The organism is Cytophaga hutchinsonii ATCC 33406 (assembly GCF_000014145.1).
Classification (GTDB): Bacteria; Bacteroidota; Bacteroidia; order Cytophagales; family Cytophagaceae; genus Cytophaga; species Cytophaga hutchinsonii.
This window is the reverse complement of sequence record NC_008255.1, coordinates 4,051,645-4,064,395: the sequence shown is the minus strand read 5'-3', so window position 1 is coordinate 4,064,395 and position 12,751 is coordinate 4,051,645. Positions and strand designations below refer to the sequence as shown.

The window sequence follows — 12,751 nt, the reverse complement described above, 5'->3', positions numbered from 1 at the left end:
ACCGTTGAAATAATGAAATAATATGAATTTCATTATTAAAATTTTCTTCACCTTTTTATCGATAAATATATTCCAATTCCAGTTTTTTAATTCGTGAGCCAATGGCTCCGCGTGTACGTCCAAAATGCTTGGCCATATCACCCAGGCTGATTCCTTGCAGATACATCTGCGCCAGTTCCTGATCCAGCGCATGTGTCCAGGGTTGGTACGCGTCTTTATTTTTATCACGCGTCTCTTCCGAAGAAACAGATTTTTCTTTTGAATAACCGATGGGTTCTTTCTGGTTTTTACTTTTTGATTTTGCGGCAGACTGTGCTGCTCTCCGTTCCTCTTCTTCGGGCTGTACACGTAAGACTTGTATCTGCGCGGAGCGCAGCGCGTTTTTAGGCAGCAGGGTTTCCGGAATATGAATGAGATTTTTTGTACGCGTTACCGCAACATACAGCAGATTGATCTCTTCATTCAGTTTAGAAATATTTATTTGTTCATCGGTGCGTGTACCTTTGGTTTGCTTCTCGATTTTTTCCTGGGTAATAAAATCATTTACAATCTGTATCGAATCATATTCCATACCTTTGCAGCGGTGTACCGTTGAAAAGATCATTTCCGCTTTATGCTTTTCTTCGTTACCAACATGTTTTTCTTTTATGAGTTTTAAAATGTTGGGAATGTCGTTTCCGTATTCATGTATGATTTCGATCATCATGCCGAGCTGCACATCTTCTGTTTTTTCGATATACTCTTCCAGCTCGTCCATGTTCTTCATCTGCGCAATCAGCTTATCGCGGATCAGCGCAGGTTTTTTATTATACAGATTCAACACATCGTACAATGATGTACCTTCGTCTGCATACGTATAGGAATGTATGTTACCTTCAAAATAAATATGCTTAACATTTTTCTTTTCGGTAACATATTCAATGGCTTTCAGCAATAAACCTAAATTGGTACGGGCAATAATGGCTTTTACGGTGGTCTCTTTTCCGGAGCCTTTTCCTTCGATGAAAAACTGCTGTTCTTCTGCAACAAAATTTTTCCAGTTCAGTACATCGATCGCAAGCTTTGCAATATCCGCACTGAAACGGAAGCTGGAGGATAAGTGATGTGTTTTAAAATTTGCCTTCTCCAGTGAGTTTACAGCAAACCGCCAGCCATAGATCTGCTGGTGGGTATCTCCTACTATAACTTTTGTAGCAGACTGTTTGAAAAAAATATCCAGCATAGCCGGTGAAGCATCCTGTCCTTCATCAAACAGTATATAATCGAAATACAAACGCGGATTGGAAAGCTGAAATTTTTTCAGGTAAAAATCATGTGTGATTTCGATTTCCCCTTTATCCATTTTGGCCAAAAACAGGCGTGTATTCTTTTCTATGTATTCATATGCAGCTGAAACAAATGCTTTCGCTTCGGCATCAAAAACTACATCCCGGTAATTGAGTTCCTGCACTTTTTGTTTGTCGCTGTTGCAGAAGTACGCAACAAATTTATTGATGTGATTAGCCGCAACATATTCGGCGTGTTTGTCGCCGTTATTTTTTAAACCTAAAATATCAACGATCTCGTGTGTCTTATATCCGTTTGCTTTTACGCGGTAGTTGTATCTGAAAACAATCTCGCGGTACGCGAGCGAATGTGCCGTTTCAACTTTGACATTATGCAAACCCTGATCTGTAAATTTTTTCTGGGCTTCCAGCTTCACCGATTTATTAAATGCCAGGTAAAGCACTTTGCTTGAAGCCGGACGAGCCTTTGCATATGCAATAATGGTTGTGGTTTTTCCTGAACCGGCAACGGCGTTGATCTTAATATCTCCGGTGGAGTTAATAATTTCAATCTGTTCTTTGGTAAATTCCATCAACCTGCTTTTTACTTTCAATTTAAGAAATTAATCGTGCTATACGATATAAGGTTGAAAGCTTTATAAATGTATTCTGTGGAGCGGTGATCAAAAAGACTTCCACCTGGAAATGGAAGTCTTTTTTTAATTAACAAATTTATTGATCTGATTATACTTAAAATACATTATATCATGAGGGAACTCCTACATATCCTATTTTATCGTTTAACATATTTACAAAAGATTCATATTCTTCTGTAAATATGTATACTCGCAGATAAAGATTTTCCCGGTTCGTAATAATGTGAATAAACGATTTCTTTTTGAATCCAAAATACAAAAATATTCCAGCGATCATCGTTATTGCCATAGATATCTGATTATTGCTCTCGTTCCATTCCATCGCTGCTTTTCTAAACTCTTCGTCCAATAATAATTCATTAAGACTTTCTGATTGTGCGGGAAACAAGCCTAATACATGATTGGCAAAAGCAAACAATAAAACTGCAATACCGATACCTATTAATTTCCAGTTTATTTTTTTTGAATATTCTATACTTGAAATATCTTGTAAGCTGATACTTTTAACATTCTCTCCTCTTGCGATGTAGAGTTTCGTTGGAGTAAGGGTACAGATATTATTTTTTGATGTATTGTTTTTATCGTATCGTAATGTACAAACGGATAAAACTTTTTCATTTGTGGTAATAGCCATAAAACATGTTGTTTAAAAATTAAAAAGAAAATAATGTATAAATGTACTTAGCTGATTAATGCATTCAAAGAATTGCCGGCAATTTTTGAAACTTAGTAGGTTCATCCCGGCTTTTGCATTTCCTTCCGTTTCGCCTTTATTTCCGACCATTCAAATAAAAACTTAATAGTCAAAAAAGGGACGATCGCTAAGATGGTGCTGTAGCTTTGTAATTCAAATGGCAGCGAGGCCAATTTTTTTGTTGCAACTGTCCACAATAAAATTCCTAATATGATGGAAAGGTGCAGGGTTATAACTCCTTTCGACATGACCGTGCGGGCAAGATTATTTTTTACAAGCTTTTTATTGCTGTATACATAGATCTCCCGTGCAGCAAAGGAAAGCAGGCTGATATTGAAATAAACATTTTTGAATAACAGAATTTCTATATTTCTGTAAAGCCCTTCTTGCGTATTCCATTCGATCATGAAACAAAAACAGATGATGATAAAAACGAAATACAGAAACAACATAAAAAACCGGGTTTTGATATCGTTTTTGAATTGTTCCCGGTCTTCAATTTCGTGTTTGCGCAGAATCAGACGCGACAGATCCGAAACCGTTTTAATAATTTCATCCCACCAGAAAACATAGATCAGATAAAAAATAGTAATCTCATGCATAGCCACTGCAACAATGGTTAAGCCTGAAAAAAACAGTAACGTCAGAATATCTATTACGTAAGCTGTGTGATTTTTATTCAGCATAGATTTTCAAAACAATTAAGATAAGTGTCATATTATTGGACAATTATTAAATCATCTTTCCCCAATTTCAACTCTGGTTTATTAATTTTGTTCAATGAAATCCTTAATCTTTCTTTTTCTTTTTGAGTAATAAACGTTGGAATTAAATATTCTAATTTAATATGAAAGAGCCTATGAATAATAATTAAGTCTTTATTACTAAAAGGGCTTATGCCATTCATTAATTCTGACATATAAGATTTTCCATGACCTAATATTTTGCCCAAATCCTGTTGTGTTAGATCAAATTTCTTAAGTTGCTCTTTTATTACATCTTTTCTTTTTTCTAAAAAATATCTTTCATGTTCAGCAATAAATTCAGCATTATCGCTTTCTTTTATTTGCCTATCAGTAATTTTTGTATCATCCGACCAATTCAAATTTTCGTAGGCTTTAATAATTGATCGTAATTGCTTTCTGGATTCGACAAGCTCTGGATTTTCCTTTACCATCAAGCGAAGTTTTCTATCCATAATTAATGCTCTTTCTAATTCTAATTCATCTGAAAGAATCCCCTTTTTCAAGATAATTCTTAAATCTGCTTGCTCTTTCATCTTATGTTTAATTAGTGTATCCTTTACTTTTTAACCAGTTTGCTATGGTTTTTTTATTATTTTTAAATGTTAACTCATATTCATCATGAGTTCCGCACCATACAATCGTTGCTTGTCCATCATCACAAAACTCAATCAAAATCATCGTTCGATGAATATTTATATTAAAGAAATAAAATCCATCATTATGAACAAGATCTGCATCTGGTCTATCTTGTTTTAATTGTTTACCGTTTTTCCAATTTTTAACTTCTAGTTCTTGTAATAACTCATCAATAGCATTAGCAAGACGGCCATTTCCTAAATTTTTATTTTTAAGCTTTTGAAGTTTCTTTATGCCAATAATTTCCATAAACAACAAAATAAATGTATAAAAAGTTCTTATAATTTCCGAACTTTTAAAAAGTGTAAAATATAATTATTTAAAAATCAACTATTTATATTTATGTTCCAGTCAACATCGTTGACAACATTTGTGGATATCGCGGTGCTTTTCAAAATCCGGAATGTATGCTTCCTTGCCCAACTAGAGTCGTGGGCTGATGTTATGATGCACAGATTAGATCTTATCTCCTCTCAATATCCGGAAACGCTTACGTGCTTCGGTAACATAAACACTGTTTGTATACTGAATCAAAAAATCCTGATATAGCTGCATGGCTTTTTCTGTATTTTTCAGATCATAATCGAAGATCTGTGCGGATGTAAATAAGGCATCGTCACCCAATAAATCATCGGCGTAGCCGGTCGATATTTTTTTAAGCATTTCCAGTGCTTCGGTTGGTTTACCTGTCTGTCTTAAGATTGTAGCTTGCAGCCAATATACATCATCCGTTAATTCATGATGCGGATACTGTTTCAACAGCGCATTGGCTGCCTGCAAAGCTTCATCGTATTTTCGCTGGAAAAGCAATAATTGTATTGCACTGTAATCTTTCAAAGCATCTGTTGTGGAATCGAGCCCGGAATTTTCTGTTATAAACACACTCAGCTGAATGGCATCGTTTGAAATTTCGCGGGTGGTTGCCAGTTTCAATACATCTAGCTGCTCCTGTGCCAGCACAAATTCTCCTTTATAATAATACAATTCTGCATTACGTAGTTTTGCTTCGTGGCCAAGCTGGTCTTCTTTAAAATCTTTTTCCACCTGGCTGTATAATAATGTCGATTCCCATGGTTCGCCGGTCAGCAGATAAATATCGCCCAGGTCAATTTTGGCTTTGCCGCGTAAGCGGTTATCGGTATATGGATTTTCGATCAGCGATTTTAAAATTACGACAGCTGTATCTCTTTTGTCCAGATAGAAAGCATTCAGCAGTGCCATGTTCCGTAAACTCTCCAGTGTATAGGCTGTACGCCCGTTCTCTTTCAACAATTGATTATAATCGCTGATAAGTCCCACAATTTTCTGTTTATCCACGGGAAACGTATTTTTAATCTGTTCTTCACGTGTCTGTATCAACAGTCTTCTGGCAATACTGTAATTAAAGCTTTCTTTAAAATTATCAGACACATATTGAAAACAGGCTCCGGCTGCATCGTAATCTTTATTTTCCAGTGCAATATTCCCCACTTCCAGCACCGTTGTTCCCGTTTGACGGTTTCTTTTGTCAATTGCCTTTGCCTGTATAAATGCTTTTGTAAAGTTTTTGCGCTGCAAGTTGAGCCACAGTAAAAGCTGATTGTAAACAATATCGTTCGGGTCTTTATTTATGCGGTCGTAAACTTTTGTTTCGAACAGCGCAAATTTTTCATCTGTATCCAATTCATTTTGAAACGTATTTTGTACCTCTTCCAGTGAGGCCGGATTTACGCTTAAATAATTTAGAAGTTCGTCAAACATATTCTCAGTCTGACCAAGCCTGTTGTAAATGGAGGATAATTCAAAACAATACGCGTAGCGGTCGAAATTTTTTCTGGCCTGCAGGTATAATTGTTTTGCCCAGGTATACTCTCCCAGCTTTTGCAGATATGCACCTGATATATCCACAGCTGTTGAATTCTTTTGTATATCTGAAACAAAAGCCGAAAATTCTTTTTCAGCTTTATCCGTTAAATTCTGTTGCTTATAAAATAGTGCATAATCGATCCGGTACGTATAATTTTCCGGTGAACCCACTTTTACCATTTTTTTAATGATCTTCTCTGCTTCGGTATAGTTTTTCAACTTATATAAAGTAGACAAGTATGTTTCGTATACTTTCGGGAGATTTTCTTCCTTTTTTATAACTTCGGAATAAGTGGCAGCAGCTTTTTCATATTCCCCGTTGTTATAATATTCTTTCCCCAGTTTAAAATAATCGGTCTGCCCAAATCCGGAAAAAGAAATCATAAAAATTGAAATCACTATAAGAATTCTATATATCATTTCTTCTATTATAATTTTTATAAAATAAAATTTTTAAATTTTTTGTCTTTATTATTAAGGCTGTGGATTCGTTTATAAGTTTTTGAATTCACACTTGATTATATGATTTGCACAGTAATAATAATCGATATACACATTAATAACACGTTATCCATATAATAAGTATCAGTAAATTAGAATTTTATATTTTAGATAACAACTATAAAAACTACTTAAATACATATATACACCTATATCAACATAGCACTACTTGTTTATTCTGTATGTGGATATACACACTCATCAACACTTATTCTTATGCTTGTATTTTATACACGATTCAATTTTCTACTACACCATATAATACCATGAATTGTGTTTAATTATAGGCTTATTAACAGGTTGATTATGGATAATTATTTTAAATAATTATGGTAAATGTGCTTATCTACAGTTTGTTAATAAATGCTGTTTAAAATATCATTTGTATATCTTCTAAATCCCAGTTTGCCCGTATTACCAGTTTTTCTTTAAAATAATAGATCGGTTCAGCTGGTGTATTGCTGATTGGATCGTATGCATTCCAATATCCGTCTTTGTTTGTATCAATATGTACAAATAATATATACTCGCCTGGTTCTAAGTTTTTTATTTGATTTTTATGTTTGTCTGTTGAAGTATAAACAATTTCATCTTTGCTATTTTTAAAATACGTGGTAAACCCTGTCTGATTTGTTTTTAATTCGAATTGAATATTTCCGTAATTCTTTTCATTATCTGTACCAAACTTTTCTTTATAGTTTCTGTTATATTCCCCATATATTGAAGTTGCACTTTCACGTGGAATAACTACTTCTACAGTATCCTTTTCCTTTTGACCTTTTAAAACAAGAACAAAATTATTATAATTATTTGTCAATGTATAAGTTACATTTTTTGGTGCTATAACCTCTACATCAATTTTAGTAATCAATTTGTCTGTACTAAATTGAATTGAATCAATAACCTGCTTCAAACTTTTCTTTTTGTTGATAGTTGAAATGTTTATAATACTGTCTTTATCTTTTTGTAAATCAATTTGTTTGAATTTTACTTTCTTTACATATTCACTTTTTATCCCCACAGAATCAATATATTCAATTTGTATTTTAGTAGTATCTGTTAAATTGTATTGATTTTCGATGCTGTATTTTCTGCTTGAGAGTTTTGTATATATATATTCACCTTCTTCACCTTTTATTTTTAAATACTGTAAACCTTTACTAAAGAATATGTTAATAGTTTTATTTACTGAATTTGCCGAAAGTACTTTAGCTGTATCAAGTATTGTTTCCTGAATCTGAAAAGATTCTGTTATCTTATCTTTTACGATGATATTTTTTACAGATAAAGGTTCATTTTTATCCCATTTATTATTTTTATTATTATCTGCCACTGCTACAGCTGTGTACTCTTTTTCTTTTATATATCCTATTTCGACTTTTCCTGAATCTGTAGCTATTCCTATGTACTCTGGTTTTTTACTTAATATATTCGTAATTGAATCTGTTTTTTCAAAGAGCAATAATTTTAAATTTGGATTGAGTGCAGCACCTGGTATATTTTTTATAATTGAATTCACTGTGTTGGAATCGATGTCATTACCGGTTGAAAAAGTAATGCTGTAATTCTTTAATAAATTTCCTTCTGTATTATCTTTAATACCGTCAATGATATTAAAACTGTACGTTGTATTTTCTTTTAGGGTATCTCTCCAGATTACTTTAGCAGTATTTTTTTTGATCTTAACAGTATAGTAACCTTCAATTGTAGGGCTCACAAGAATCTTTGAGCTTAATTGATTGTCTACAATAGCTTCATCAAAGGTCATGGTTATAAAGTTTTCTTTATAATTAGTCTGTCCGTTTTTAGGATAAGCAGAAATAATTTTTGGTGCCTCTGTATCTCTTGGCCCACCGGTTGGTGGTACAATATTGGCACATTGTGTAAAAAGCAAACAGGAAAAAAGAAGTATCAGTATCCGGATCATTATTTTCTTTCTATAATATAAATCAAACTAGAGGTGTTGTGTTTACCTGCTTTAATATTTGAGCGCAAGCCATTCCAGATTGCCTTCAGAATATTTCCTCCTTTGTATTTTTCACTAAGCATGCTGATATAATAACTATCCATTTTCATGGGTAAAATAGAATGTACTTTTAAATCATATCTATTAGCAATCTGTTTAATGACTGTTTTTTTATAATGATACACATGTCTGGGTACATCATAAGCTGCCCAGTTTTCTTTGTATAATTTTGCATCCGGAGATTCCGGATTTGGTACTGCCAATACTAATACTCCATCTGTATCAAGAAGTGATTCTATTTTTTCAAACGTTTTATTAATATCAAGTACATGTTCAAAAACGTGCCACATGGTTATGGTTTTATACGTTCCCTGAACAGCTTCCAGTGTTGTATATGGATCAACATTCAGTTTCTGTTTTGCCTGTTCGGCTGCCCCCGGATCCGGTTCCATAACAGAAACAGTATATCCTCTACGTTGCATATGTGCTGCGAAATATCCTGTACCGCAACCAATATCCAGAAGGGATGTTTTTTTATGAAAATCAGATATGATCGATGCTTTTCTGTTTAATGCAATCTTTCGGGCAATGTGATAAATCTTATTGATTAAGCCTTCCTTTGTATCTGAATGAGAAACGTAATTATCCGATTGATAGTATTTCCCTATTTCAGTTTCAGAGGGCTGAGGGCTGGTATGGATTAAGCCACAGCAAAAGCATTCCAGTAATTCAAATTTTTCATTGGTAATGCTATGATCGGTTACCTGTAAGATTGGAGTCAGATCATCACATTCACAATAATTGCACGTAGTAATTTGATTCATAATTATCTTCCCATGTATATCATTAATATTGAAATATCAGCTGGGTTAACACCGCTGATTCTTGAGGCCTGGCCTAATGTTGCCGGTTTTAGCTTGCTTAATTTTTCCCTTGCTTCCAGTGATAATGCCTGTATTTTTTTATAATCAAAATCAGGATTCAAAGCCATGTTTTCAAGCTGTGTCATTTTAAGAGCCATCTGCTCCTCTTTATCAATATAATCTCTGTATTTTACTTCAATCATTGCCTGTTCAATTTCTTCCTGTGTGTATGGTTCGATCAGGGTTTTTATTTCCTCTACTTTTTCTGCAAACAGGCTAACTTCCATGTTTGGACGTTTAAGCAGGTTGTAAAGAACTACTTTTTCCTTAATCGGAGCAGAACCATTTTCTTCGAGAATTTCATTTGCTGTTTCAGGCTTGATCTTTGTGTTTTTAATTTCTTCAACCAGTTTTTCACTGTTGTGTTTCTTAAGAAGCATATCCTGGTAGCGTTCTTCTGTTGCCAGACCAATTTCATATCCTATTGGAGTAAGTCTTAGATCAGCATTATCCTGTCTGAGAAGAATCCGGTATTCGGCCCGCGACGTAAACATTCTATAAGGCTCTTCTGTGCCCTTATTCACCAAGTCGTCTATCAATACCCCTATATAGGCTTCAGATCTCTTTAGAATAAGTGCCTCGTGGTCTTTAGCTGCTTTATGTGCATTGATACCTGCCATCAAACCTTGACAAGCTGCTTCTTCATAGCCTGTAGTACCATTTATCTGTCCTGCAAAGAACAGGTTCTTTACCAATCTAGTCTCTAAGCTTAATTGCAACTGTGTCGGCGGGAAGAAATCATATTCAATGGCATAACCCGGTCTGAACATTTTTGCATTTTCAAATCCGGCTATTTTACGAATGGCTTTGTATTGTACATCTTCTGGTAAAGAAGTAGAGAAACCATTTACATATACTTCAACCGTATTCCAGCCTTCAGGTTCTACAAAGATCTGATGTCTTTCTTTCTCAGCAAAGCGGTTGATCTTATCTTCAACAGAAGGACAGTATCTAGGCCCTAATCCTTTTATTCTTCCTGTAAACATCGGAGAACGGTCAAAACCTTCTTTTAATGTATCGTGTACAGCTTGATTGGTGTAGGTAATATGACATGAGCGTTGTTTCGTAAGAGAAGTTGTCTGTTTAGAGTAAGAAAACTTGGAAGGGTTTTCATCTCCCTCCTGTTCCTGCATAACACTGTAGTCTAAACTTCTTCCATCTACACGGGGTGGTGTACCAGTCTTCATTCTGCCGCTTTCGAAGCCCAATTCAACCAATTGTTCTGTAATACCTGTTGCTGCTTTCTCTCCCGTTCTTCCACCCCCTAGTTTCTTTTCACCTATATGTATGATACCGTTTAAGAATGTCCCATTGGTTAGTACAACAGACTTGCAAGGTATCTCTATTCCTAAACCCGTGCGTACGCCACACACCTTCCCGTTTTTAACAATCAGGCCAGAGATCATCTCCTGCCAGAAGTCTACGTTAGGCAGTGCTTCTAATTGCATACGCCATTCCCAGGCAAACATATGTCTGTCGTTTTGCGAACGCGGACTCCACATAGCAGGACCCTTTGAACGGTTTAACATTCTGAATTGGATCATAGATTTATCAGATACAATACCTGATAAACCTCCAAGCGCATCTATTTCACGCACAATTTGTCCTTTTGCTACCCCACCCATTGCAGGGTTGCAGCTCATCTGTGCTATGGTCTGCATATTCATGGTAGCAAGCAGTACTTTAGAACCCATATTAGCCGCAGCCGCAGCCGCTTCACAACCAGCGTGACCGGCACCCACCACAATCACATCGTATTCAGGAAACATATTCTTTTAATTTTATTACTTATTTCAGTTTTGTTCCACGTGAAACAATCTGTTTTAATTTTTTTATATTAATATCTGTATACATATCAAATATCAGTGTGTATTATGTTCCACGTGAAACATTGTATGCTATGTATTTCCTTGTCCTGTCCAGTTATGTTTGTATACAAAAGGACATGCCAATATTATTACTTATTCTTTTTTAAACTTTATGTTCCACGTGAAACATATTTTATTTTTTATAAGTATTAACAATGCATTTAACAGATAACGTTTTAAAAGCAAAGTACGCTTCAATAATCCGAAACCTAACCATCAGCAGGATGTCTATTTCTTCGCAATTATAATCCTCTCTAATCCTCCTATTTCTTAAAGCCCCTTACAGATAAATCAAATCAATTAGAGACTTTATGTTCCACGTGAAACATATAAAGAAAAACATTTTATTATTCATGCATTCATGAAACGGTAATGCTAATATTGATTCAACGCTTTTGTTTGTTAACATCATTCAGAGTGCTTCATTATGCTAAAGAAACAAGTTTAGATTGTTTCTGTTGATAGAGTTGTAAAGATGGTTATTCAGAGAAGATTGATTCGTATGAAACAGGATCAGGAAAGATCGCTGATTTCCGGCAGGTTTATATACTGTGATTAATAGCTTCGATGTTTAATGAATCTACATGCACTTCATATAAGGTTTGCTTTACTATCTATTTGCCCTGTATAAACATACACGTTTCAGCTACTAGCTGAACATATTATTTAACCTAATAGATTCATTATTGAATAAGTATGTTTGAATCTATCAGTAAATGCATTAATCAGAATTTACGCAAAGATAAGGATGCGTCTTCTTTTGCCCGCATCATTTCCTTTTCCTTTGTTGTTTTGTCTTTATATCCGGTTAAATGGAGCAGACCATGTGCCAATACCCGGTGCAACTCATCTTTAACTGTTGAATGCTGGAGCTGTGCATTGTCTTTAACCCGATCAATGCTGATAAAAATATCCCCTTCTATTTTACCTTTAACTTCGCTATTATCAAACGTGATAATATCGGTATAATAATCGTGGTCTAAAAAATCTCTGTTCATTTGAAGAAGGTATTCATCCGAACAAAAAATATAGTTGAGTTCTAAGATGGAATACTTTTCCTTTTTAGCAATTGTATTCAGCCAGGTACGTATTTCTGCACGTTGCCTTAATTGGTACTGAGTATCTTCTTTAAAGAAGAAGATTGTTTCTTCTTTCAATTCTAATTATTAAAAAAGGTTAACTCTACTTTACGTCCTTCATTTGAAAACTTAACTTCATCGGCTAGATGCTTCATCAAAAAGATTCCTCTTCCGCCTACTTTTTCAATGTTTTCTGGAGCAGTCGGATCAGGAAGTGTATCAGGATTGAAACCCGGGCCTTCGTCTTCAACAGTAAATACCAATACATTCTCTGTACAGGAAGCCGTTAATGTAACGTTCTTTTTATTGTCTTCTTTATTACCGTGTCGGATAGCATTGTTTACTGACTCAGTAATAGCAACCATTATGTTGCCATAGATATCATCATCTATTTCAAACGTGTCTTTAACATTATCAATAAAACTTTCAACGATGCGAATGTTTTCTACTAATGAAGGGATCTGTATGCGCAAGGATTCCATGTGTTTTCTTAATTGTATTGCAAGTTATTTCATTGATAATTAATAACAAAATAAGTCTACAGTCATTTCAAAGTTTGTTCTGCAGACATC

11 protein-coding genes are annotated in these 12,751 nt (G+C 34.6%); all 11 read right to left on the bottom strand.

Annotated features, from left to right (window positions below; translation table 11 throughout):
* Positions 1–55: 55 nt before the first annotated feature.
* Positions 56–1,858, bottom strand: a complete 1,803-nt coding sequence (locus CHU_RS17055; RefSeq protein ID WP_011586850.1) for a UvrD-helicase domain-containing protein — start codon at positions 1,856–1,858, stop codon at positions 56–58.
* Positions 1,859–2,030: 172 nt separating this feature from the next.
* Positions 2,031–2,555 (bottom strand): hypothetical protein, encoded by a 525-nt coding sequence (locus CHU_RS17050; RefSeq protein ID WP_011586849.1) that lies wholly within the window; start codon positions 2,553–2,555, stop codon positions 2,031–2,033.
* A gap of 101 nt (positions 2,556–2,656) precedes the next feature.
* A complete protein-coding gene (locus tag CHU_RS17045) occupies positions 2,657–3,301 on the bottom strand; it encodes a DUF6498-containing protein (protein ID WP_011586848.1) in 645 nt (214 codons plus the stop codon).
* Between the two features lie 32 nt (positions 3,302–3,333).
* A complete protein-coding gene (locus CHU_RS17040) occupies positions 3,334–3,894 on the bottom strand; it encodes a helix-turn-helix domain-containing protein (RefSeq protein ID WP_011586847.1) in 561 nt (186 codons plus the stop codon).
* Between the two features lie 7 nt (positions 3,895–3,901).
* Positions 3,902–4,246 (bottom strand): type II toxin-antitoxin system HigB family toxin, encoded by a 345-nt coding sequence (locus CHU_RS17035; RefSeq protein WP_011586846.1) that lies wholly within the window; start codon positions 4,244–4,246, stop codon positions 3,902–3,904.
* Positions 4,247–4,453: 207 nt separating this feature from the next.
* Entirely contained in the window at positions 4,454–6,226 is a 1,773-nt protein-coding gene (locus CHU_RS17030; RefSeq protein WP_238379306.1) for a tetratricopeptide repeat protein, read from the bottom strand.
* Positions 6,227–6,713: 487 nt separating this feature from the next.
* On the bottom strand, positions 6,714–8,270 hold the full coding sequence (locus tag CHU_RS17025; protein ID WP_011586844.1) for an Ig-like domain-containing protein: 1,557 nt from the start codon (positions 8,268–8,270) through the stop codon (positions 6,714–6,716).
* On the bottom strand, positions 8,270–9,133 hold the full coding sequence (locus CHU_RS17020) for a class I SAM-dependent methyltransferase (RefSeq protein ID WP_011586843.1): 864 nt from the start codon (positions 9,131–9,133) through the stop codon (positions 8,270–8,272). Before CHU_RS17020 ends, CHU_RS17025 begins: the two co-directional genes overlap by 1 nt.
* Before the next feature lie 2 nt (positions 9,134–9,135).
* A complete protein-coding gene (mnmG, locus tag CHU_RS17015) occupies positions 9,136–11,001 on the bottom strand; it encodes a tRNA uridine-5-carboxymethylaminomethyl(34) synthesis enzyme MnmG (RefSeq protein ID WP_011586842.1) in 1,866 nt (621 codons plus the stop codon).
* A gap of 824 nt (positions 11,002–11,825) precedes the next feature.
* Positions 11,826–12,257 (bottom strand): rRNA maturation RNase YbeY, encoded by a 432-nt coding sequence (gene ybeY / locus CHU_RS17010; protein WP_011586841.1) that lies wholly within the window; start codon positions 12,255–12,257, stop codon positions 11,826–11,828.
* 2 nt (positions 12,258–12,259) lie between these two features.
* Complete coding sequence (locus CHU_RS17005) at positions 12,260–12,661, bottom strand: ATP-binding protein (protein WP_011586840.1); 402 nt, start codon at positions 12,659–12,661, stop codon at positions 12,260–12,262.
* Positions 12,662–12,751 lie beyond the last annotated feature (90 nt).